This window comes from Clostridium gasigenes, from assembly GCF_900104115.1.
GTDB classification, from domain to species: domain Bacteria; phylum Bacillota; class Clostridia; order Clostridiales; family Clostridiaceae; genus Clostridium; species Clostridium gasigenes.
The window spans coordinates 770,345-796,003 of the sequence record NZ_FNJM01000001.1; the positions used below are offsets into that span (position 1 = coordinate 770,345).

Sequence of the window (25,659 nt, forward strand, 5' to 3'; positions counted from 1 at the left end):
AGGGGAATAATATGATTAAAGAGATATTATTAGAAAGTTTTAATAGGGATACAACAGGAAGAAATGGTATTAAAGGTAAAAGGATACTAGATAATGACTTAATATCAACTTTTAACTCATTTGTGGAAGATGATTTGATTTATATAGATGCTAAGGTTATTTCGGAAAATTTCTTTAATGAATATTCAACTAAAATTGAAATGGATTTTAGAAATAAATCTATTATTTCTACATACTGTACTTGTGTAGATTATGAAAAACATGAATTTGCTAAAAGTAATTACTGCTGTAAACACTTAGTAGCAATTTTTTATAAATTTTTAAGAGAGCTCGATACAAATAGTACTCTTAAAGAAAGGTTTATAGATAGGGAAGAGGGAAATGTATTTGCAAATGCTAAAAATGGAATTTTAGATATGTTATTATCTGATATTAATTCTAATGAAGAGTTAAAATTAGATGTATATGTAAATAGACAAAACTGGAGTAATAAAATTAGTGCAGATTTTAAAATAGGTCCAAAAAGCATGAGCTCTAATAAGCTGTATGTAATAAAGGATATTAATCAGTTTTTAACAGCTATACATAATAAAGTTCCTGTAAAGTACGGAAAAGATTTTACTTTTGATATTAAAAAGCAAAAAATTAGTGTAGCAAATAGACGATTAATTGATTTCATGGATCAATTAAAAGATATAGATGGAAATTCTAATTCATTTACAAAAAGGCAAGATAAGAATATTGAAGGTAAATCAATTATTCCTCCTAAATATTTAATTAGGGAATTTTTTGAAAGAATACAAAAGCATAGAGTATATCTAAATGAAGGCTTTTTTTATAGACCTGTTGAAACAGATATAATACTAGGTCCGCCAAATATCGATTTAGAATTAAAGCTTATTCGTGATACATACATTCTAAAAAGTTCTGGGGGAATGCCGGAATCATTAACAGATAAAGGGGATGTATTTTTTTATGGAAGCTCTATATTTATACCAAATTATGAGTTTTGTTATAAGATAAATCCATATTTAAGTGTGTTTAATAACACAAAAAGTGTGACTATTCCTGCAAGCGATGAGAAAAAGATACTAACTAAATTAATACCAGAGATGCATATGCTATCAGACAATGTGAAATTATCTGTAAATATTAAAAATAAAATAGTTAATGAAGAGGTTGAATTTAGATTTTATTTTGATAAAGAAAATAGTGCTGTCACATTAACTCTAAAGGTTAAATATGGAATTTATGAATTTAACATATTTGAAGACTGTATAGAGAAAATAATATATAGAGATACAAAAAAAGAACAACAAATGCTATCTATGCTTAGAGGTCTTGGATTTGAAGAAATAGAATGTATCTTCCATCTTATAATGGGAGACGACTATATATTTAGATTTTTCAAAAATGAAGTGGATAAACTTCAAGAACATGGAGAAGTTTATTACTCAGAAAACTTCAAAGGAATAAAACATTTAGGCTCTAAATCTATAAATGGAGATATAAAAGCGGGAAAATATAATTATTTTGAGATGGACTTTATTTTAGGTGACATTAACACTTCAGAAACAAGCAATATATTAAGAGCTTTTAGAAGTAATCTTAAATATTACAAATTATCAAATGGTGAATATTTAGATTTAGAAGAAATAGAGTTAAATAAATTTCTTAAACTTCTTGATGTTATAAATCCAGATGATGAAATAATTAATAATAAAGTAAGCTTTAATAAAAATAAAGGTGCTTTTGTAGATAATTTCTTAGATGATAATAAAATTAGATTTATTAAGGGAAAAAAAGAATTAAAAGAAATTAGAGATAAATTTAAGTCTATTGATAAATTAAAGTTTAAAGAGCCTAAAGATATTAAAGCTGATTTACGTGAATATCAAAAGCATGGTTATAATTGGTTTAAAACATTAGATTATTTAGGATTTGGTGGAATACTTGGAGACGAAATGGGACTTGGGAAAACACTTCAGGCAATAACTTTTATATTATCTAATGAGTCTTCTAAAACTTTAATAGTTGCACCAACTTCACTAATATATAATTGGCATAGTGAAATAGAAAGATTTGCACCAAAGCTAAAGGTTGCAATTGTTAATGGAACCCCTGATGAGAGAGAAACTATGATTAAAAATATAGATAAAGTAGATGTAATAATTACTACCTACAATTTATTAAAAAGAGATTTAGAAACTTATAAAAACTTAGAATTTGACTATTGTTTTTTAGATGAAGCACAGTATATAAAAAACTCACATTCTCAAAATTCAAAAGCAGTTAAGGAAATTAAGGCTAAATCAAGATTTGCACTTACAGGGACTCCTATAGAAAATTCTCTTATGGAACTTTGGTCTATATTTGATTTTGTAATGCCTGGATATCTTTATGATGAAAAAAAGTTTAGTGTTAGATACCACAAAAAGTTAAAAGAAGAACCAGTGGTATTAGAAGAATTAAATAAATTAATTAAGCCATTTATACTTAGAAGACATAAAAAGGATGTTATAACTGAACTTCCAGATAAAATAGAGAAAAAATTAGTAGTTTCTTTAAACGACGAGCAAAAGAAAATATATGGAACATATGCAAGGCACGCTACAGATCTTATTGCTAAAAAAGTTCGGGATGATGAGTTTAAAAGTAGCAAGATAGAAATTTTATCTTATATAACAAAACTTAGACAACTTTGTCTTGATCCATCTATATTAGTTGACGGTTATACAGGTGGAAGTGGTAAAATAGATGCATTAATAGAACTTTTACATCAAAGTATAGAAGCAGGTCATAAGATTTTAGTGTTTTCACAGTTTACATCAGTATTAAAGAATATTTCCGAGAGATTAAATAATGAATATATAACTTATAGTTATTTAGATGGGTCTATTCCATCAGAAAAAAGAATGTCTCTAGTTAAGGATTTTAATGAAGGTGATAATTCTGTTTTCCTAATTAGTTTAAAAGCAGGTGGTATTGGTTTAAACCTTACATCTGCAGATATTGTAATACATTTTGACCCATGGTGGAATCCAGCAGTTGAAGATCAAGCTACAGATAGAGCTCATAGAATAGGGCAAAAGAATGTAGTGGAAGTTATTAAACTAATATGTAAGGGAACTATAGAAGAAAAAATAATTTCACTTCAAGATGAGAAAAGAAGTCTAATAGCAAAGCTTATGGGTGATGATTTATCTAGCATAAATAGCCTTACAGCTTTAACAGAAGAGGAAATCATAGATTTATTTAATTAATATTATAAGCTTCTAACAGATATAGGTTGTATTTGTTGGGGGCTTTATTTATATTTATAAAATCTAATTGGGACACTTTTGAAAAATAATCCAGTATTATATCTATAAACTATTTAATAATAGTATTAGAACAAATATAGAACTTAAATATATATTAATAATGATAGTATATAATATTGGAGGTTTTTATGAGTTATAGTGATATGTATAAATCAATAGGTCTTAAGACCGAACTTAATAGGCTTGAAGTGCAAGTAAATATAGGATGGGAAAAGGAACTGCGAACACTTAAGCTACTGGGGTTAAAAGATAATGTTAAAATTTTAGAAATTGGTAGTGGGCCTGGATTTGTAACTGAACGGTTATTGAATGCTTTTCCGAGTAGTAATATAGTATGTTTAGATATAGATGAATTAATGCTTAATATTGCAAAGAAGAGACTGGGGCATTATGAGAACAATAGGATATATATTATGCAAGGAAATGTAATGAATATGAAAATAAAGGATGATTTATTTGATTTTGTAGTTGTTAGATTAGTTTTTCAACATTTAAAAGATCCTATAGGTGCTTTAAAGGAAATTTTCAGAGTTTTAAAACCAGGTGGAAAAGTTATAATAACAGATATCGATAGTGGTATGTGGGGAGTAAGCGAGCCTGAGGTTAATAAAGTTATTAATAAGTTTGGAAACATTCAAAAAGCTGGTGGAGGAGATAGAAAAATTGGAAGGAAGCTCTTAAAAATATTGAAAAGTTCTGGATTTATAGATTTAGATTTTGAAGCTGTTGTTAAACATAGTGATATGGATGGAATGGATTCATTAAAACCTAAAGTAGATATAAATTCAATAATGAAAAATAATAACTTTAATAAAGAACAATTAAGAAAAATTATTTCGATGTATGATAATATATCAGATTCTACAGAATCGGTAGTAATACTAATATTATTAATGGCAAGTGGTAGGAAGCCATCTAATTTAATAGAAACTTAACTAAATAATCTTTTTATGATAAAATAGAATAAAATAAAATAGTAATAAGGGCATTTAAAAATGTCCTTTATAAATGGAGGATACATAATGGCACTTACCCCAATGATGGTACAATATTTTGAGATAAAGGAAAATTACAAGGATTGTATAGTCTTCTTTAGACTAGGTGATTTTTATGAGATGTTTTTTGATGATGCAAAAACTGCATCTAGAGAATTAGAACTTGTTTTAACAGGACGAGATTGTGGAATGGAAGAAAGAGCTCCTATGTGCGGAATTCCTTATCATGCATCTACAACCTATATATCAAGGCTTATAGCTAAAGGATATAAAGTTGCTATTTGCGAACAAGTAGAGGATGTTTCTGTGGCAAAGGGCATAGTTAAGCGAGATGTAGTTAAAGTAATGACTCCAGGAACATATATAGAACAAAATGCAGGTAGCGAATATAAAAACACATATATAATGACTATTTATGAGGAAGGTGGGTACTTTGGTGTTGCCTCTTCTGATATATCAACAGGAGAATTTAAAACAACTGTTTTTATAAATTTAAGAGCTACCCTTCTAGATGAAATATCTAAAGTGTCCCCAAAGGAAATTATAATAGATAATAATTTTTCAGATAGTTTATTAAAAGAGATAAGTGATGTAACCACTGCCTTAATTACAAAGCGTGACTTGCAAAAGTTCCTCACAAGTGATGAAGAGTTAATTAGTCAATTTAGTGAAGCTGAAGTAGTAGGATTACCACGTGCTTCTAAAATGGCTTCAGCAGTATTACTTAAGTATATATACGATACTCAAAAAATAAGTTTAAGCAATATAAATCTTTTAGAATACTATGACATAATAAATTATATGACTATTGATTGTAATTCAAGAAGAAATTTAGAACTTACAGAAAACCTAAAAGAAAAGTCCAAAAAAGGAAGTCTAATTTGGGTTTTAGATAAGACTGCTACCTCTATGGGTGGGAGAAGTATTAGAAAATGGATAGAAGAACCTTTAATTATTAAATCAGAGGTAGAGAAAAGATTAAACGGCGTAGAAGAACTCTGCAATAAGATGTATTTTAATGAAGATTTAAGAGTGTCACTTAAAGATATCTATGATATTGAAAGAATTGTTGGTAAAATATCAAATAAAAATGCTCATGGTAAGGATCTAGTATCATTAAGATCATCTTTAAGTAAAATACCTGATATTAAGACTAGACTTAAAGAATGCAATTCTAACCTTTTAAAAGAATGGTTTAATGATTTAGATGAACTTTTAGATGTAAATGAACTTTTAACTAGATCACTATTAGATGATCCAACTCTATCACTTAAAGAAGGAAATATTATTAGAGATGGATTCAGTAGTGAAGTAGATGAACTTAGAACTGCAAAACTTCATGGTAAGGAGTGGATAGCAGCCCTTGAGCATAAGGAAAGAGAATTTACTGGAATTAGATCATTAAAGGTTGGATATAACAAAGTATTTGGTTATTACATAGAAATTTCAAGAGCTAATTATGGATCTATTCCTGAAGGAAGATATATAAGAAAGCAAACTCTATCTAATGCTGAGAGGTTCATAACGCAAGAGCTTAAAGAGATGGAAGAAAAGATACTAGGAGCAGAAGAAAAGCTTGTAGGGATTGAATATGACCTTTTTATAGGTATAAGAGAACAAGTTGAAGAGGAAATAGGAAGACTTAAACAAAGTGCTAGAATTCTAGGTAACTTAGATGCGTTATCAACACTTGCTTTAGTAGCAGTAGAAAATGATTATATAAAACCTGAAGTAAACGAAAATGGCATTATAGATATAGTAGACGGAAGACATCCTGTTGTAGAGAAAGTAATTGGAAACGGAGAATTTGTTTCTAACGATACAATTTTAAACAGTGAAGATAATCAACTTCTATTAATTACTGGACCTAATATGGCTGGTAAATCTACTTATATGAGGCAAGTTGCGTTAATTACACTTATGGCACAAATAGGTTCTTTTGTTCCTGCTAAAAAGGCTAACATATCACTATGTGATAAAATTTTTACTAGAATTGGTGCATCCGATGACTTAGCAGGTGGAAAATCAACTTTCATGGTAGAAATGTGGGAAGTATCTAACATTTTAAAAAATGCAACTTCAAAGAGTCTTGTTCTTTTAGATGAAGTTGGAAGGGGTACTTCAACTTATGATGGGTTAAGCATTGCTTGGTCAGTAATAGAACACATATGTAATAATAAAAATTTAAGATGTAAAACATTATTTGCTACTCACTATCATGAGTTAACAAAACTTGAAGGTGTTATTCAAGGAGTTAAAAATTATTCAGTAGCAGTTAAAGAAATAGAAGAAAATATTATTTTTCTAAGAAAGATAGTTGAAGGTGGGGCAGATCAATCTTATGGTATAGAAGTTGCGAAGCTTGCAGGTATTCCTATGGAAGTTATAAATAGAGCGAAAGAGATATTAGGTTCTCTTGAAGGAAATAAAACTTTGGAAATAGCACATACTAGAAATACTAAAGAATCTATTATTAATTTAGATACGCCTTGTGATGAACAAGAGATCTGTGTAACTTTAGTGAAAGAAAATAATGAAACAGATGAAAATGTCAAGGTAGACAAAGTTAGTGAAGTATATGATACAATAGAAGAAAAAATAACAAATAATAAAATAGATATTCATAATAATAACTTCCAGATGGATTTTACAATGATGGAAAAGGAATCTTTAATAAATAACATATCATCTATTGATATTATGGGATTAACACCTATGGATGCTATGAATACTTTATATAAAATTGTGCAAGAAGCTAAAAGTTTTAAATAAAAATTAAAATAGAGGTAGGGTGGGAATATGAAAAGAATTAATATTTTAGATCAGAATACTTCAAATAAAATAGCAGCTGGAGAAGTGGTAGAGAGACCCTCCTCTGTTGTTAAAGAACTAATTGAAAATTCTATTGATGCAAATGCTAAAAATATTACTATAGAGATTGAGGATGGGGGATCTGCATTAATTAGAATTATAGATGATGGAGATGGCATACATAAGGATGACATATCAAAAGCATTTTTACCTCATGCAACTTCAAAAATTAAATCAGTTGAGGATATTTATTCTATAATCTCACTAGGGTTTAGAGGAGAGGCATTAGCTTCTATAGCATCAGTTAGCTGTGTAAATTTGAAAAGCAAGCCTCAAGATGAAGATTTTGGTGCTGAAATTACTATAGAGGATGGAAAAATATTAGAGGTTAAAGAGGTAGGCCTAAATAAGGGAACTATTATGGAAGTTAAGGACTTATTCTTTAACATCCCAGCTAGGAAAAAGTTTTTGAAAACCTCATCAAGAGAAGGCTCTTTAATTAATGATATAGTAAATAGAATAGCCTTATCTAACCCAGGTATTTCTTTTAAATATTTTAACTCTGGAAAGAAAATTTTACATACATATGGAAGCGGAAACCTCAAAGATGTAATAAGAACTATTTATGGGAAAACTATAAGTGACAATTTAATTTATTTTGAATCTAATGGAGATGAGATATCTATAAGTGGATATATAGGAAAAGAAGAAATAGCAAGAGGTTCTAGAAATAATCAAAGTATTTTTGTTAATGGAAGATATGTAAAAAATAGAACTTTAGTTGCAGCAGTAGAAAATGCCTTTAAATCTTTTGCTACAGTTAATAAATTTCCTTTCTTTGTTTTATTTGTAGATGTATATCCTGAATTTGTAGATGTTAATATTCATCCAAGTAAAGAAGAAATTAAATTTAAAGAAGATAGAGTTGTATTTAAGAAAATTTTCGAGTCTGTACATAGAGCTTTTAAAGAAGAGGTATTTAACTCTTTCCAAGTGCCAGAAGAAAGATATAATGAACAAAATGAAATACCTTCTGTAGTTGTAGAGAATATGTCTTTTAATATTAATTATAAGGAATCTCCTTATAATTATGAAAAAGAAGAAAAATTAAAAGAATCACCTGAAAAACCAGTAATAAGAGAAGTGATGACATCTATAACTATCGATGATGTTAAAAAGGAAGAGGATCTATATAACAAGTTACGCTCCTTAGGAGATAAAGGTAAGTTAAATCCTAATGAAGGATTTCCATTTCAATATACTACTGACATAAGCGTTAAAGAAAGACATGTTGCTTCATCTGATGATAAAGCAACTAATGTAATAAATAGTTTAAGTGATAACAGCATAGATTATGAGAAAATAGAAGTTTATAAATCAGAAGTCCATAAAAGTGTTGAAAACTGCCCTAAATTTCCAAATCTTAGAATTATAGGGCAGTTTAATAAAACTTATATTTTAGCAGAATATGAAGAGGTGCTTTATTTAATAGATCAACATGCAGCTCATGAAAAGATATTATTTGAGAAGTATTTAAAACAAATTGAAAGTGGTAGTATTATAATTCAACCATTACTTATTCCAGCTTTAATTGATTTAACTATTGATGATTATTGCTATTACGAAGAAAATAAAGAAATTTTCAATAAGGCTGGATTTAATATAGAAGCATTTGGAGGAAATACAGTATCTATTAAGGAAGTACCTTATTTCCTTGGGAAATTAGATCCTAAGAATTTATTTATAAGTATATTAGATAACCTTAAAAACTTAGGGTCAGGAAAAACAACTGAAGTAAAATATAATAGGATATCTACAATGGCATGTAAAGCGGCCGTTAAGGCTAATGACTATTTAACTGAAATAGAAATGCAAAAATTAATTAGTGATTTAAGATTTATAGAAGATCCATTCCATTGCCCGCATGGTAGACCAGCTATTATTAAATTTACTGCTTATGAGTTAGATAAAAAATTTAGAAGAATCGTCTAGATAAGGAGACTACTAACTATGAAAAAAAAAATACTGGTTCTTGCAGGGCCAACAGCAGTTGGTAAAACTGAATTATCTATTAAACTTGCTAAAGAATTAAATGGAGAGATAATTTCTACAGATTCTATGCAAATTTATAAACATATGGATATTGGTTCAGCTAAAATTACCGCTGAGGAAATGGATGGGGTAGCTCATCATATGATAGATATAGTTGAGCCACATGAAGAATTTTCAGTTGCAGAGTTTAAGCGAATTGCTGAAATATGTATTGAAGATGTTTTAAGACGGGGTAAGCTACCTATTTTAGTTGGAGGCACAGGGCTATATATAAATGCCCTAACTTGCAATATGACATTTACAGAGGCAAAGAAGGATGATACCTATAGAGCTGAACTTGAATCCTTAGCTAATGAGCATGGAAATGAATACATTCATGGGTTACTTAAAAAAATTGATCCTATAAGTTATAGGGATATTCATGCTAATAATAGAAAAAGAGTAATTAGAGCATTAGAGGTATATAAAATAACTAGCAAACCTTTTAGTTCTTATAATCTAGGTAAAGATATTTATAATGGTAAATATGATGTTTGTTATATAGTTTTAAATATGGGTAGATCTAAACTTTATGGACGAATAGACAAAAGAGTAGATATGATGATGGAAAAAGGATTAGTAGATGAATGTATAAATCTTAGGAATTTAGGTAATACTTCAAATATGCAGTCAATGAAGGGAATAGGATATAAAGAAATGTTTTACTATTTAGATGGAGATATATCTTTAGAAGATACTATTGATCTAATAAAGCAAGGGTCAAGAAATTATGCTAAAAGACAATTAAGTTGGTTTAGGCGTGACCCAAGAGCAATCTTCTTAGATAAAGATGCTATGAAAGGTGACGAAATATTCAGAAAAATAGTTGGTGACATTGACAGCTTATAAGGTTATAATTAATTTATAAATATAACTAATGTGTCGGAGGTACTAGAAGTGAATAAACAAATAAATAATTTGCAAGATATTTTTCTAAATGGAGCTAGGAAGAATACGGTTCCAGTTACTATTTATTTAACAAATGGTTTTCAATTAAAAGGTTATGTTAAGGGTTTTGATAGTTTTACTGTTGTTTTAGATTCTGATGGTAAACAAATGTTAGTATATAAACATGCAATTACTACTATAACCCCAGGAAAGCCAATATCATTTAATAATAATATTGAAGATAATGAATTTTAGGAAATAGGCAAAATAATTTTGCCTATTTTATTTTTCGTGTTTTTTTAGTATAATTAGTAATAAGGTGTTTAATTTTGTTTAAAAACGCTGAATTCAAGGAGGCTTATTATGTTAAATATAACTAAAGAAATGATGATGAAATCATATAATATAAAAGAAAATACTTTTGAATTATATAAAAAAGCTTTAAAAGACGTTGAAGAAAGCTTTAAAATTTACGATGAAATAAGAGAATTTAATCAATTAAAGGTTCTAAAAGCATTTCAAGAAGAAAGGATTAGTGATGCACATTTTACTAATTCATCGGGATATGGATACGATGATATTGGAAGAGATTCATTAGATAAGGTTTATGCACGAATATTTAATACAGAATCTGCTTTAGTTAGACCTCATTTTGTAAATGGAACACATGCTATAGGCTGTGCATTAATGGGAAATTTAAGACCGGGAGATACTATGGTTAGTATAGCAGGTACTCCATATGATACTTTGCTTAATATTATAGGAATTAACGGAAAAGAAAATATAGGTTCTTTAAAAGAATATGGTATCAAATATAAACAAGTTGATTTACTTAATGAAAAATTTGACCATGAGAAAATTAAAGAAGTTTTAACTTCAGATAATTCAATAAAACTTATACATATACAAAGAAGTACTGGGTACGGGTGGAGAAGGTCATTTTTAGTATCCGAGCTTGGAGAAATAATTAACTTTATAAAGAGTATAAGAAATGATGTTCTTGTATTTGTTGATAATTGTTATGGAGAATTTATAGATATAATAGAACCAACTGATGTTGGAGCTGATTTAATAGCAGGTTCATTAATTAAGAATATCGGTGGGGGAATTGCACCAAGTGGAGGATACATAGCTGGAAAAGCTAATTATGTTCAGCAAGCAGCATTTAGATTAACTACGCCTGGAGTAGGTGGAGAGTGTGGAGCTACATTTGGACTAATGCGAACTTTGTATCAAGGGTTGTTCTTAGCGCCTCATATATCTATGGAAGCGGTTAAAGGAGCTATTTTTGCATCAAGAATAATGGAACTTGCAGGGTTTGAAGTATTACCTAAATATACAGATAAAAGAAGTGATATTATTCAAGCTATTAAAATAGGGAATAGAGAACAGCTTATAAAATTCTGTACTGGAATACAAAAAGGATCTCCAATAGATTCATTTGTAGAGTGTGAACCGTGGGCAATGCCAGGATACACAGATGAAGTAATTATGGCAGCAGGCGCATTTATTCAAGGATCATCAATAGAACTTTCTGCTGATGCACCAATAAGAGAGCCTTTTATTGCTTATTTACAAGGTGGATTAACATTTGATCACGCTAAAATAGGTATTCTTATTTCGTTAAATAATATAATTTAAATATTTATTGATAAATAGGGGACGTGAAAATAAATAGCAAGTCAAATATGCGAAATAAATTCGATGTATTGACTTGCTATTTATTTAAAGTTAACCTTATTATTTTATAGATTCAGATTTAAAATAAAAATCATATTCATTAACTATTAATTTCCCGTTTGGGGGTGCATTTTTGATAACAAAAATAAAATTTAATAAATCCACTCCAGATTTAATTGAATTTGCACTAGCTATAGCATATAAGAATAAATTAAATCCTAATAAATAGCTTGCTACAGTAGGTATAATAGTAAACACTATAAATGGCAGTATAATTAATACTAATGCTCTTGATTTAGATATAGTCCCGTCGAAATAAGAAACTAATTTTAATTTTATTAAAGAATATCTGATAATTACATTATCTTTAGTTTTATAACATAGTACATGTAAAAATTCATGAGGAATTATTATAAACAAATAACTCACTACTAATAAAACTAAGAATATAAGTCCTGTTTTTAATACTCTATCTAAATAAAAAAGATTATAACCTAGCCCAAAAGCATAAATACAAGCCATAATCAATTCAATAAGTAGTTTTATAAAGCTAAAATATTTTTTTTTAAGTGAATGAATTGCTTTCCATTCATTATTTAAATCTAAACAGGTACAGTTATATGGAGTATTTCCTTTTAAAAATTTCATAAATAACCCTCACAATCACATATTATTATGTGACTCTAAAGGGTAGGGAACTGAAAGAAAATAAAAAGCCAAAGAACCTGACTGGTTATTTTTTAAAAATTCCTTATACATATTAAATAAAAAAGAGTCACACAATAATGTATGACTCTTTTTTATCTAATATGTTCTAAATAATCCGACCAACTTTCCTAATATACTACAGTCTTTAACTATAATAGGGGATAAAGCATCATTTTCGGGTTGTAATCTAATATGATCACTTTCTTTATAAAAGGTTTTTATAGTTGCGTGATTATCTATTAAAGCAACAACAATATCTCCATTAACAGCTGTTTGATTTTGTTCTATAATAGCTAAATCACCGTCGTTTATACCTGCATTAATCATACTGTCACCAACAACCTTTAGCATAAATAGTTCCTGATTATGTTTAATATAATCAATAGGAATAGGAAATAAATCTTCTATATTTTCTGTAGCTAAAATAGGTATTCCGGCAGTAACTCTACCTATAATGGGTATATAAAGCATTTCTTTTTTAGGGCAATTTGGATCTATAATTTCTAAAGCTCTAGGTTTAGTGGGATCTCTTTTTAGCAATCCCTTTTTTTCTAATCTTTTTAAATGACCATGAACAGTAGAGGTTGATTTTAAATTCACTGCATCGCATATTTCTCTAACCGATGGTGGATACCCTTTACTGGCAGTGTGTATTTTTAAAAATTCAAAAATTTCTAATTGTTTATCCTTTAAAATATTCATTTTAACACCTCGCTATTATCAGATTATAACATATATATATTAGGTAATCAAACTTATGTTCTTGTTTTAATATTGGTCAATTTTATTATAGTATATACATTAAATAAAAAAAACATCATTTTTCATTGCTTAAATGTATAAAGTTAGCTATAATTAAGTTTGCTTAAATTTTATAAAATAAGTTTATAACTAATAGGTGGTGTTTATATATGAATAAAAAAATATATACAGAAGATGATTATTGTGATGTGTATGAAGGTAAAATATGTGATAATTGTGGAGATTGTTTACAACAAGAAGGTATAGATGTAAGAGCAATAAAAATTGAAGAAATATCTAAAACTGTAGAAGAAAATGAAATTTTAGAAGCGAAATTTAAAACAGAACTAGAAAAATTAAGATTAGAAACTGATAAGGAATTAGAAGAAAAAACTATTACAGCGGAAGAGTTTCTAGTTGAGGATGATGCTGAAACAGAATACGTAGATGCCTTTGAAAATATAGAATATCTAGATGATATGGAATTATTTGATGAATTAAATTTAGAGGAAATGACAGAAGAAGTTTTTCCAGGTGTTAGAAGATTTAAAAATAAATAATGAATACTTTTCCCTCCTTTGTTTACACTATATTTATAAGGTAAATAAAAGGAGGATATTTTTATGAAAAAAAGAGTTGTTATATCATTACTGACATTAGCTACTATAATAACTGTATTTGTATCTTGTTCTACAAATGAAAAATCAATAGATAATACTAAAAATATAGTGGAAAAAGGAAAAGAGATGATAACTGGTGATGAAACTACTGGAAAAACAGTTAAAAACTATAGTGATAATAAAAAAGTAAGTGATTATAATCTAGAAAATTTCAAGTTAGATATGGAGTCAAAAAATTATAGAGTAGAAATCATAGCCAAAGATAAAGATTTTTTTGACGCTCCGAAGTTTGAAGTAGAAATTGGGGAAGATAAGGTTTCTGCATATGATTATGAAGAACTTAGTACTTTAGAAAAAGATACCTCAGCTATAACAGAGAAGGGGTTAGTTATTAACGGGACAAAATCATCTTGGAATAAAACACCTCATTATTATAAGAAAGGTGAACTTCTTATAATTTATGATGGAGATGATATTAAAATTATAAACTCTTTATATGAGATACTAGGTTCAGAATTATACAACACATAATAAACATTATGTAAAACTAATTTAAAATATTTTTTAATTATAAAAGAGAAAAATGCCATTTTCAAAGCTTTAGAACGTATGTTCTGAATCTTTGAAAATGGCATTTTAATAAGATATCTAAAAAATAATAAATAGATTATTTAATATTAGCAAGAGGATTAGAATTTACAGCATCACGTAACGTATCATTATCTACATGTGTATATATCTGGGTAGTTGCGATGTTTTCATGGCCTAGGATGCTTTGAAGACTACGTATATCCACATTGCCATGCTTGTACATTAAAGTTGCAGCTGTATGTCTAAGCTTGTGAGGTGTATATTTATCATTAGTCATCCCTGAACTGCGAACATGTTTTTTGACTAGGACCTCAACAGTTCTTTTATTGATAGGTTTTTGATGAGAGGAGAGTAGTAAGTATTTTTTTTCATCATCAGTAGCTTTAAAATCCTCTCTAACAGCTAAGTAAGCATAAATAGATCTAATGCAAGCTGCATTTAAATAAACAGTCCGTTCCTTATTTCCTTTACCTATAATAGTTAGAATATCACCTTTTATTTTATCTATTTTAATACTGCATAACTCCGATAATCGCATACCGCAATTCAAAAATAGAGTAATTATACAATAGTCACGTTCAAAATTTTTATTTTCTTTATTCATTGAATGTAATAAATTTACACTTTCATCTAAGGTTAAGTAAACAGGTTGCCTTTTGTTTATTTTAGGAGATTCTAACTCTAAAGTTGGGTTATCATCAATAATTTTAGATTTACCTTGTAAGAATTTAAAAAATGATTTCAAGGTTGCTACTTTACGAGCCCTTGCGTGAGTACCATTACCTCTTTGTTTTTCGGTAAAGGATAAAAAAGCATATAAATCCGTAAGTTTTATTTTTCTTATGAAGCTATTGTCGATATCGTTTATTTGTATTTCTTCAAATTCTAAATTTTTATCGAATACTAGACCTTTATAAACTTTTAAAAATCTAAAAAACATAGTTAAATCAACTTTATAAGCTTCGATAGTGTTATTTGACTTACCTTTAATAGTTTCTAAATAATTCAAGAAATCTATAACACATTGAGGTAAATTAATTATTTTAGCTTCTGAAATTCCGAATTTATCTTTAATTTCTAACTTGTAATTACTATCTGTTAGTTTATTTAAAACGGGGCTAATTTTATTTTTGCTAGATATTTTGCTAGCTTTTTTTAGAGTTCTATTTAAACCTAATTCTTTAAGCCAAATTTGAATATATCGAATGCCAACATTATAAATTTTTGATAGTTGACTAGTTGGCAATTTATGCTTTTCTACTAATATATATAAATCCTCGATTATAAACTCATATATTCGTTCTGAATTCAAATTATAGTAATTAGAATATATATTATGAAGTTTCTTTTTGTCAGTAGAATTTAAATCTATATTAATTAAGTCTTTAATTTCTTTAGTGTACTCATAATTTTTATATTTATAAGATTTCGTTGTTAATTGCACTTTTTTCAAACCCCCAATAGGCTTCAAAGCCTTGAATCTATTATAACACAGCTGTTTTTTTCTTTCAAGTACACGAATTGCGCTAAATATACATTTAGCGCAATGTTTTTGAAGTGAAAGTTATAGTAATTTTTTATAATATAAAAATTTCATATTATAAAACTAGTTTTAATAACTTATTTTACTAATATACGCACTCTTTTAGTCTAATCTTAGTAAAATAGATATTCTCAATGATAAATGCACAATCGATTTATAGAAAAAAATGAATTGAAGTTTTTAATAATAATAGATTTACTTGCTATGAAATATTTTAAAAATAATTTTGTCGTTAAAATCGATTATGTGTCGTATGCTATGTATACCTAAAATTTTATATATTATTTTGCTATACATTAATTTTGTATTTTTATGTGCACAATTATATCCACAATATGTTATTTATTGCTAAATCAATAATATTAAAAATTGAAACTTTTTATAACACTTTATTTCCCGTAAAGTATTTTTTAAAAAACGTATCTACTATTAATTATCAAAAAAAAAAAAAAAAAAAATACACCAAAACTAATAGGTGTTATAATTGCATATTTTATAAATGATCTATCAATAGCTAATATCATTATATCTATTATTTTCTAAAGATTTTAAAATCAACTCATCAGAATTAATAACTTCTTCTTTAAGTAAAGACGTGAATATTTCTTTTGAATAACCTCTAGCAAAAATATTAGAATAAATATCTTTGCTAATGCTCTTGTTTAAACTCCCCTCCTCTATTTGCCAAAACTTCAATTTTGGCATTATGTAACCGGATGTTTTCCATTTATTTTTTATCAACTGAATATCATTACTTTCTTTATATTTATGCTCTAAATCTAAATCAGATATAATTAATATGTTTTTAGGGATTTTATTGTTTGATAAATCTTTTTTGATTGAAGTAAATAGCAACAAGTCTAAGGCTGATTCAATATTATTTGGAGTTGATAACTTAAAATTTTTCATGTTATTAACTTGTTCGACTATGCCACAACTCTGCACTTTAGCAAAATAAGGATCTTTTTTAAAGTACATATAATAATCTTTAAAACTACTAGAATTAAAATTATTAAAAAAAAGAACTGTTGATATACATACTTTATACGCTTCAGCACATGCTTTTATCGCTTTATCAGATATAGCAATAATAACATAGGTATCCTGTAATATTTCTTTATAATTATCACAAACAATATTCCATATATTTTCATAAATAGATTTAGTTTCATGAGTTATACTCCCCTTATTGTTCATAATTAATTCTATTATATTAAAAGGAGTTTGGGTTAGATTCTTTATTCTATCAGTATTCAATTTTAATTTATCATTTTTATTATATATTTTAATATGTTTCATATAGCGTTCTCTATCATTGCGAATAAATGAGTTTTTATATCTTAAACACGTATCTAATGAAAAATTAGAATAATCTATAGAATTAAAATTTCCTGCACTAATTTTTTTCTCTATTATATCTATTTTTTTTCTTAATGATGATAAGATCAATCTATACTGTTGAGAGGTATATCCTAAAAGTCTACGAGTTCTAACGGCTAGCTTCCTTGAATTCTTAGATGAGGTATTTTCAGATTTTAACCATTTACCTAGCATTGATGGAGTTTTTGAATTTAAATCAATAGAAAGTTGATTTTTGAATAATCTAATTACTTCTTCTTCTAAAGGCGTATAAAACAAAACATAATAATCATCCCATCGACCATATTTATAAATCAACTGTAAATTTTTTACTAATATTTCACTTTCATTAAGGGCTAGATAATTTATTATTACTTTAAAAACCCTTCGTTCACCTAGTCCGCAAACTTTATCACGAATATAGAAAAGAGCTTTAATTGCTAGTAATCCATTACATTCAAAAGCAGAAATAAAGCACTCTATAATTTCAGCTTCACTTTTATTGCGTAAATCTTTTGAAGTTGTTAAAAATTTTAGTATAGCCTTATTATCATTTTTTAGATCCTTAATTACATATTCAAAATCTTCCACTTCCGATACGTTGTAGAGTTCTTTTCTTAATTTAGTCAAAAATTTTATAGCCATACTAATACTCCTCCTAAAAATTATTACAAGACACATTATTATTTAAAACAAATTACATTGTGTGAATAATTGCTGTAAGTGTCTTTATCAAGATACAGTTTAGATCACAATAAGTGATTATTTGCTGTCTGTATCTTTACTTAATAATATATTATATGAAATCAAATTAATTTATAGAACAAAAAAAAGTGCCAAATTGACACTTATATCTTTTCTTGAAATTTAATTATTAACGCATTATTTATTAACTCTGATTTAGAAATTCCTTTTCTAAAATATCTTATTTGTTTATATTTTATTCCTTCCATTTCAAAATCCAAAATATCTATCCTATCACCTGTATATATAATAGGCTCTTTTTTACCCTTTACCGTAATCCATAATTCCATAAAAGACACTCCTTTTTACTTATATATTATACTAAAAAAGAGCCTAAATAAGGCTCTTAAAATTACTTTTTAAATATTCCAAAAGGCTTTCCTACAGGTAAAAATATTCTGCCAAAATGTTTGTTTAGAACAGCAGCCCCTGATCCGTAAAATGACATTATAGCAATTGATAATTCTGACCAAGCAGCTAAACTATGTGCAAAGTGTGGAATAATTTCAAAAGCATTTAAAGTTAATCCTAAGAATAAAAAATCAATAAATACAAATATTATAAATAATACTTTATGTGTTTCCATTGCTCCTATAGTCATAAATATAGTGAATATTAAATATCCAAGAAAAGCAAAACCTAATTGCTTAGTATCTGCACCGGCTGCAAGCTTTTCTCCAAATACTCCATTTTGTATTAACCAAGTGAATCCCATAGCATACCAGAAGAATGCATATGCTCCAAAAGCAGTTGATCCAAATGTATTATCATGTTTAAAATCATTAATACAAGCTAATAATTGAGCTGAAGCACCTAAAAATATTGCCCAAGGCAAAACTAAAGATACCCCGCTAGTTAATCCTAATTTTTGTGACGATGCGACTAATGTAATTATAGCTAGTCCAAATAATCCTAATGCCGAGGGATCGGCTGTAACTATCTTAATTTTTTTTATTTCTTCCATGATTTCCTCCTTAGTAAAAGTAATTATATTTAACCTTAACAAAGATAACAGATTTTTAAGTTGTTGTCAATATTATTATATATTAGAAGTTAACCTATAAAAATATATTATTAATAAAATAAATATGATATTTATTTTATTAAAAGTATATCTTTATATAATTTACCATTGAATATTTAGCGTTATATTACATAATAGGGTATAATATAACTTGATAAGATGTATTATTATATAATTTAAAATTTCTTAAATAAATGGAGGCTTACTATGGATGAATTTTATATGAACATAGCTATTGAATGCGCTAAAAACGGAATTGGACGTGTACAGGCTAATCCCTTAATAGGGATTGTAATAGTTAAGGATAATAAATTAATAGGTAAAGATTTTTATGAAAATACAGATAAAATAAATTTAATAGAAAAGGTCATATTAAATAATAATATAATCGATATGCAGTTAAACAAGTCAACTATATATATTACTTATCCGGATTTTAAAGAAGACACCATTAAATATATTGAAACGAAAAACTTTTCACGTATTGTTTCTGGAACTCTAAATCCAGAAGTAGTATTAATGAGTTCAAAAGTAGCAAAGATATGCGGATTAGGATTGCAAGTAAAGGTTGGTATCTTAGAAAATGAATGTAATAATTTAAATGAAATTTATAATAACCAATTTATTAATAATAGACCCTTTGTTCATGTGAAATGGTGCATGACACTGGATGGTAAAGCAGCCTCTTATATTGGTAATAATTTAGATATTACTACTAATAAATGTTATGCATATTCTCACGAACTAAGGAATAAATATACAGCTGTAATGGTTGGAATTAATACTATATTAAGAGATGATCCAACCTTGGTTTGCAAACATCCAGGTGGTCGTAATTCATATAGAATTATAGTAGATAGTAAATTACGAATACAAATGGATTGCAACGTTCTTAACGATGCTTATAATACACCAACATTTATAGCCGTTACTCATAATTATGATAAAGTTAAAGCTAAAATATTACAAACACGGGGAGTTAGATTTATTATATGTGAGGAAATTAATGGAAAAATTGATTTAGTAAATTTAATGGTTAAGCTATCAGAGTTAAATATTGATAGTGTTTTAATAGAAGGAGGAGGAAATTTAATATTCTCAGCAGTTGAAGATGGAATTGTTGATAAAGTATCTGTATTTATAGGAGCAAAGATTATAGGTGGTAAAAATTCCCTTTCTCCAGTAACAGGCAATGGGATTGATTTTATGAAAAGCGGAATACCATTAAATGATATAAGTATAAAACAGTTCGGAACTGATATATTAATTGAAGGGTATATATAAAAGAAGCCCCATAAATTAGGGCTTCTTTTAGTAAAAATTAAGAAGTCTTATACCCTTCTATTTTTAGTAGTATTTCATTTAAGTATTCCCATCTTTCATACAACTTCTCAAGTAACTCCTCTAATTCTCTTTTTGACTTAACTAATTCATTTAGCAATCCATAGTTAGAAGAATTTTCATTAATTTTTTTAGTAATTGACTCTATTTCAGATTCTGTTTTTATAATATTATCATCAATAGCTTCGTACTCTTTTTGTTCTTTAAAAGTAAATTTAGGTTTATCTTCCCGCTTCTTTTGTTCTGATTGTTTAGTTTCATCTTTTATTTTATATGGTACAGATTCTTCTTTTTCTTTAAAATTCTCTATTTCTTTTGAAATTAAAAAATTACTATAATTACCAGGGTAATTTTTTATTTGGCCATTGCCTTCATAAGAAAATATTTTATTACAGATTCTATCTAAAAAGTATCTATCATGAGAGACAACTATTACAACACCCATAAAATCATCTAGAAAATCCTCAAGAGTTTTTAGTGTTTCAATATCTAAATCATTTGTAGGTTCATCTAGTATTAAGACATTTGGAGCTTCCATTAAAATTCTTAATAAGTGAAGTCTTCGTCTTTCTCCACCTGATAACTTAGATACCGGAGTATATTGCATGGTACCATCAAACATAAACCTCTCAGCAAGCTGAGATGCTGTTATTTTAGTACCATCTTCAGTAGGGATAGTCTCTCCACCTTCTTTTACATAATCAATAGCTCTTAAAGAACCATCCATTTCTTTATCATCTTGAGTAAACACTCCTATTTTAACTGTTTCTCCAATTTCTAATGTTCCTGAGTCTTGTTTTAGAACTCCGGTTATAATGTTTATTAGTGTAGTTTTCCCCATACCATTATCTCCAACTATACCAACTCTATCATCTCTTAAGAATATATAGTTAAAGTCAGAAATAAGATTCCTATCACTAAATGATTTTGATATATTATATAACTCTACTACTTTTTTACCAAGTCTTCTACCAACGAAAGGCATTTCGATAGCACCTTTAACTTCTATATGTTCTTCATTAACTAAATCATCATATCTTTGAATTCTAGCCTTTTGTTTTGTAGTTCTTGCTTTAGCACCTTTTCTAACCCATGCTAATTCTTTAATAAGGAGTTTTTGCCTTTTATCTTCCGTAACTGATTCAAGTGCTAATCTTTCTGCCTTTTTCTCTAGAAAGTCACTATAATTACCTTCATAAGAAAATAGTTTTCCCCTATCAAGTTCAATAATTCTATTAGCGACTCTATCTAGAAAATATCTATCATGTGTAATCATTAATAATGCGCCTTTTCTAGCGTTAATATATTCTTCTAACCACTCTATAGAGTTTGCATCTAAGTGATTAGTAGGCTCGTCTAGAACTAATAATTCACAAGGGGTTATTAATGACGAAGCTAAGAATACTCTCTTTTTTTGACCACCGGATAATACTCCCATTTTAACAGTATAATCCGTTATTCCAAGTTTGTTAAGTATGGATTTGGCATCACTTTCTAAATCCCAAATGTTCATATCATCGATTTTTCCTTGAAGCGATATTAACCTGTTATTTTTCTCTTCATCATAATTAGCATCATTTATATCCTCAAGTAAAGTTTCATACTCCCTTAGTAATTTCATCTCTGGAGTATCCCCTCTAAATATTTGTTCTAGTACTGTAAAATCCTTATTAAAATCAGGATTTTGGGATAAGTACTCTACCCTTATATTTTTTCCTTTTATAACTGAGCCGTTAAAAAATTCATCTCGTCCAGTTACAATTTTTAATAAAGTAGATTTTCCTGCACCATTTATTCCAATTAATCCAATTTTCTCTCCAGTTTCTATACCAAGAGATACATTGTCTAATAATACTTTCTCACTATAACTTTTACTTATGTTCTCTAATGTAATTAAATTCATACTTTTCTCCCTTATGTAATTAAATTATAACTAATGTTCAATTGTTATTCTATCACTATCATAGACAATTTAAAACACTGTTTTACTTATTTATTAATTAAACTTAAAAGGAGAAGTAATTAAACCTCTCCTTTATGCACAAAATTATTAACTTTTAGCTAAATTAAGTTTAGTCCCATATTTATTCTTTAATAATAAAGCTAATGGAACTCCTATAATTGAAATAATTATAAATTCACTTAGTCCAACCTCTACCATTGTTAACAATAAAGGAGCTCCTGACACTATATTTAACATCCAACCTATAATTACTCCGTTAAATACTACTGGCCATATAGAAGCAATTGCAAGGCTGAATTTATTAGTTTTCAATATTCTGGACGTTAAGCTTATAGATACAACACTTATAAACGTTGCAAAAGTTCCAAGTATAATATCTAACGGACCATTACCACCAAATATGTTTGAAATTAAGCAACCAAGTGTTAATCCACCAATATAAAGTGGATTAAAGAAAGCTAGTAATACCATAACTTCTGATACTCTAAATTGAATTATTCCATAGGAAATTGGAGCGAGCATTACAGTTAAAACTGTATAAAGTGCTGCAACTACTGCTGTTTTTACTAATTTGTTTGAAATGTTTTTTTTCATAGTAATCACCTCTAAATATTTGATTTAAATTCTATTCTTCATTGCTATATTTTTTAATCATATTATCTTTTAAAGTCCAAAGTTCTTTAGATAAATCTACATAGAAAGTATGTGGATTTTCAAACCTTGTTACCTCTTCCCATAAAGTATTAACTTGGCTTAAGCAATATGATCTTATATCATTTAAACAAGGAGATGTATATACAACCTCTCCATTTTTAAATATAGGAACCTGTAATTCTTTAACATAAAAATTTTTAAGTTTTTTCTTCTTCCAAATATGAACTGGATCGAAGATAGTATATGGTTTATTAATATCTATAACCTCATGAGCTAATGTGATAACGTCACAAATTGCTTTGTTACTATCTTTATCAAAAAATCTATATACTTTCTTATGCCCAGGATTACTTACTTTCTCAGCATTTTCTGAAATCTTAATTCTAGCTTCGGGCTCCATATTTTCATTTTCTACAGCAACTAGTTTATAAACCCCTCCAAATACAGGCTCAGCTTTTGAAGTTACAAGTCTTTCTCCTACTCCAAAAAGATCTATTTTTGCACCTTGATTAAATAAAGATGTAATTGTATATTCATCAAGCGAATTAGATGCAACTATTTTACAATCAGTTAACCCAGCTTCATCTAACATTTTTCTTGCTTTTATTGAAAGATATGCCATATCACCACTATCTAGTCTTATGCCTTTTAATCTACAACCCATAGGCTCTAATACTTCTTTAGATACTTTTATAGCATTTGGAACACCAGATTGTAGAACAGAGTAAGTATCTACTAAAAATGTACTTGAATCCGGATAATTTTCAGCGTAAGTTTTAAATGCAGTATATTCATCTTCAAACAATTGTACCCAGCTATGCGCCATTGTCCCTGATACAGGTATTCCAAACACCTGTCCAGCTAAAGTTGTAGCAGTAGCTATTACGCCACCAATATAAGCAGCTCTAGCACCATATATTGCACCATCATATCCTTGAGATCTTCTTGCACCAAATTCCATAACTCCTCTTCCATTTGCAGCTCTAACTATCCTATTAGACTTTGTAGTTATCAATGATTGGTGGTTTAAAGTTAATAAAATCATAGTTTCTATAAGCTGTGCTTCTATTACAGGAGCTTTAACTGTTAAAATAGGCTCATTTGGAAATATAGGTGTTCCTTCTTCAAACGCATATATATCCCCTGTAAACTTAAAGCTAGATAGATATTGCAAAAATTCTTCATCTAAACAATTTTTAGATCTTAAGTAATCTATATCATCTTCATCAAATTTTAAACCTTCTATATATTCTATTACTTGTTCAAGACCTGCCATAAGGGCAAATCCACCATTTTCAGGAACTTTTCTAAAGAAAACATCAAAATAAACTACTTTATCCTTTAATCCATTTTTAAAATATCCATTACTCATAGTTAATTCATAGAAATCCATTAGCATAGACATATTTCTTTTATTTTTCAAATTTATTTTACTCATAGTCATCCTCCGTATTTATTGTACTATTTGAATCTAAGGGATGTTCAATAAAACATTTATAAATTATTGTATCTTAATTGATTTTACAACCTTGATACCCTTTGATTTAAGCTTATATAAGTCTAACATTTTAAAAATCATCCTATATATTTATAAATTCTTTTAATATTAGTTTTTTATTTAATGTATATAGTTTTGAAGGTCTATAACTACCTTCTCTTTTAGTATATGATGTTTCTTCAACTATTTTAGATATCCACCTTCTAAAGTTAGGTTTAGTAAGCTTGCGACCAAGCAATAGTTCATATACTTGTTGAAGTTCTGTTAAAGTGAAATTTTTAGATAGTAGGCTAAATGCAATTGTTGTATATTGTACTTTATTACTCATTCTTTCTAATGCATAGCTTAGTATTTCTACATGATCAAAAGCTAACGTAGAATTCGAACTTTTTTCAACTTCGAACTTATAATCAACTTTTGTATTGAATCCTATAAAAATATTAGTTTCTTTGATCTTATATATAATTTTTATATCTTTTTCATTACTTATTAAAGATATAATGTAGTTTTTAATAAGTTGACCATTTTGAGTTGTATAATCACTTATCAACTCTTTACTAATGGAGAACCAAGCTAAATCATTTACCTCATCCCCTGCCTTTTCTTTTAATCCTTGTTTATTAACTAATGCAATATATGAAGCAGATACTACTCTCATTCTTGGATCACGATTAACCTCTCCCCAGGTATATAGCTGTTCCATATAAACATCTTCTATATTCGCGTCTTTGGTAAGTTCTCTATAGGCTGCATTATCTACACTTTCATTAATATCAACAAAGCCACCAGATATTCCCCAAGTTCCTATGAATGGATGCTCATTTCTTTTAATAAGAAGAATCTTAAGTTCTTTTTCAGGTAACCTCTTAATATCTTCGTTTCTAATTTCATCTAATGTGAATAATAGTATATCTACAGTTAAGGAAGGTTTTTCATATTTAGATGAATTATATTTTTCTAAATATTCTTCTTCAGTTAGACCTTTAATATCCTTCATAAATAACCCACCTTGCTTATTATCTGTTTGATAATATGTATGTTTATAATATATTACTAACGCCTTAAAATGTCAATAATAACTTAGG

20 protein-coding genes are annotated in these 25,659 nt (G+C 27.8%); 10 read left to right on the forward strand and 10 right to left on the reverse strand.

Annotation, left to right across the window (positions count from 1 at the left end; translation table 11 throughout):
• Positions 1–11: 11 nt before the first annotated feature.
• The 7 genes from BLS77_RS03810 (at position 12) to BLS77_RS03840 (ending at position 11,749) form a co-directional block, all read left to right on the forward strand.
• Positions 12–3,263, forward strand: a complete 3,252-nt coding sequence (locus BLS77_RS03810) for a DEAD/DEAH box helicase (protein WP_089966017.1) — start codon at positions 12–14, stop codon at positions 3,261–3,263.
• A gap of 188 nt (positions 3,264–3,451) precedes the next feature.
• A complete protein-coding gene (locus BLS77_RS03815) occupies positions 3,452–4,258 on the forward strand; it encodes a class I SAM-dependent methyltransferase (protein ID WP_089966019.1) in 807 nt (268 codons plus the stop codon).
• An 87-nt stretch (positions 4,259–4,345) separates the two neighbouring features.
• Positions 4,346–7,090 carry a DNA mismatch repair protein MutS gene (mutS, locus tag BLS77_RS03820; RefSeq protein ID WP_089966021.1) on the forward strand — a complete coding sequence of 915 codons (2,745 nt, stop codon included), beginning with the start codon at positions 4,346–4,348 and terminating at the stop codon, positions 7,088–7,090.
• Positions 7,091–7,117: 27 nt separating this feature from the next.
• A complete protein-coding gene (mutL, locus tag BLS77_RS03825; protein ID WP_089966023.1) occupies positions 7,118–9,121 on the forward strand; it encodes a DNA mismatch repair endonuclease MutL in 2,004 nt (667 codons plus the stop codon).
• A gap of 18 nt (positions 9,122–9,139) precedes the next feature.
• Positions 9,140–10,069 (forward strand): tRNA (adenosine(37)-N6)-dimethylallyltransferase MiaA, encoded by a 930-nt coding sequence (miaA, locus tag BLS77_RS03830; protein WP_089966024.1) that lies wholly within the window; start codon positions 9,140–9,142, stop codon positions 10,067–10,069.
• A gap of 48 nt (positions 10,070–10,117) precedes the next feature.
• Positions 10,118–10,363 carry an RNA chaperone Hfq gene (gene hfq / locus BLS77_RS03835; protein ID WP_089966026.1) on the forward strand — a complete coding sequence of 82 codons (246 nt, stop codon included), beginning with the start codon at positions 10,118–10,120 and terminating at the stop codon, positions 10,361–10,363.
• A 108-nt stretch (positions 10,364–10,471) separates the two neighbouring features.
• On the forward strand, positions 10,472–11,749 hold the full coding sequence (locus BLS77_RS03840) for a methionine gamma-lyase family protein (protein ID WP_089966029.1): 1,278 nt from the start codon (positions 10,472–10,474) through the stop codon (positions 11,747–11,749).
• A gap of 99 nt (positions 11,750–11,848) precedes the next feature.
• Here the strand turns inward: BLS77_RS03840 and BLS77_RS03845 are convergent, their stop codons facing one another.
• Both BLS77_RS03845 and lexA read right to left on the reverse strand, forming a co-directional pair.
• On the reverse strand, positions 11,849–12,436 hold the full coding sequence (locus tag BLS77_RS03845; RefSeq protein ID WP_089966031.1) for a DUF3267 domain-containing protein: 588 nt from the start codon (positions 12,434–12,436) through the stop codon (positions 11,849–11,851).
• 156 nt (positions 12,437–12,592) lie between these two features.
• On the reverse strand, positions 12,593–13,198 hold the full coding sequence (lexA, locus tag BLS77_RS03850) for a transcriptional repressor LexA (RefSeq protein ID WP_089966033.1): 606 nt from the start codon (positions 13,196–13,198) through the stop codon (positions 12,593–12,595).
• A gap of 209 nt (positions 13,199–13,407) precedes the next feature.
• On the opposite strand from lexA, the gene BLS77_RS03855 reads away from it, so the two are divergent.
• Positions 13,408–13,797, forward strand: coding sequence for a hypothetical protein (locus BLS77_RS03855; protein WP_089966035.1), 390 nt, complete (start codon positions 13,408–13,410; stop codon positions 13,795–13,797).
• Between the two features lie 63 nt (positions 13,798–13,860).
• Entirely contained in the window at positions 13,861–14,388 is a 528-nt protein-coding gene (locus BLS77_RS03860) for a hypothetical protein (protein ID WP_089966036.1), read from the forward strand.
• Between the two features lie 136 nt (positions 14,389–14,524).
• Here the strand turns inward: BLS77_RS03860 and BLS77_RS03865 are convergent, their stop codons facing one another.
• The 4 genes from BLS77_RS03865 to BLS77_RS03880 all read right to left on the reverse strand — a co-directional run bounded on the left by BLS77_RS03865 (position 14,525) and on the right by BLS77_RS03880 (position 19,058).
• Positions 14,525–15,505 (reverse strand): tyrosine recombinase XerC, encoded by a 981-nt coding sequence (locus tag BLS77_RS03865; protein WP_242873935.1) that lies wholly within the window; start codon positions 15,503–15,505, stop codon positions 14,525–14,527.
• Positions 15,506–16,498: 993 nt separating this feature from the next.
• Entirely contained in the window at positions 16,499–17,995 is a 1,497-nt protein-coding gene (locus BLS77_RS03870; protein ID WP_175490759.1) for a DUF2828 family protein, read from the reverse strand.
• A gap of 203 nt (positions 17,996–18,198) precedes the next feature.
• Entirely contained in the window at positions 18,199–18,384 is a 186-nt protein-coding gene (locus tag BLS77_RS03875; protein WP_089966040.1) for a hypothetical protein, read from the reverse strand.
• A gap of 62 nt (positions 18,385–18,446) precedes the next feature.
• Positions 18,447–19,058 carry an acetate uptake transporter gene (locus tag BLS77_RS03880; RefSeq protein ID WP_089966041.1) on the reverse strand — a complete coding sequence of 204 codons (612 nt, stop codon included), beginning with the start codon at positions 19,056–19,058 and terminating at the stop codon, positions 18,447–18,449.
• A gap of 267 nt (positions 19,059–19,325) precedes the next feature.
• On the opposite strand from BLS77_RS03880, the gene BLS77_RS03885 reads away from it, so the two are divergent.
• A complete protein-coding gene (locus tag BLS77_RS03885; protein WP_089966043.1) occupies positions 19,326–20,402 on the forward strand; it encodes a RibD family protein in 1,077 nt (358 codons plus the stop codon).
• 37 nt (positions 20,403–20,439) lie between these two features.
• On the opposite strand, the gene BLS77_RS03890 is transcribed toward BLS77_RS03885, so the two are convergent.
• The 4 genes from BLS77_RS03890 to BLS77_RS03905 form a co-directional block, all read right to left on the reverse strand.
• Entirely contained in the window at positions 20,440–22,362 is a 1,923-nt protein-coding gene (locus BLS77_RS03890; RefSeq protein ID WP_089966045.1) for an ABC-F family ATP-binding cassette domain-containing protein, read from the reverse strand.
• Between the two features lie 147 nt (positions 22,363–22,509).
• On the reverse strand, positions 22,510–23,016 hold the full coding sequence (locus BLS77_RS03895) for a QueT transporter family protein (RefSeq protein WP_089966047.1): 507 nt from the start codon (positions 23,014–23,016) through the stop codon (positions 22,510–22,512).
• Between the two features lie 31 nt (positions 23,017–23,047).
• Positions 23,048–24,514 carry a nicotinate phosphoribosyltransferase gene (locus tag BLS77_RS03900; RefSeq protein ID WP_089966048.1) on the reverse strand — a complete coding sequence of 489 codons (1,467 nt, stop codon included), beginning with the start codon at positions 24,512–24,514 and terminating at the stop codon, positions 23,048–23,050.
• Positions 24,515–24,656: 142 nt separating this feature from the next.
• Positions 24,657–25,571 carry an NUDIX hydrolase gene (locus BLS77_RS03905; protein ID WP_089966049.1) on the reverse strand — a complete coding sequence of 305 codons (915 nt, stop codon included), beginning with the start codon at positions 25,569–25,571 and terminating at the stop codon, positions 24,657–24,659.
• Between the last annotated feature and the right edge of the window lie 88 nt (positions 25,572–25,659).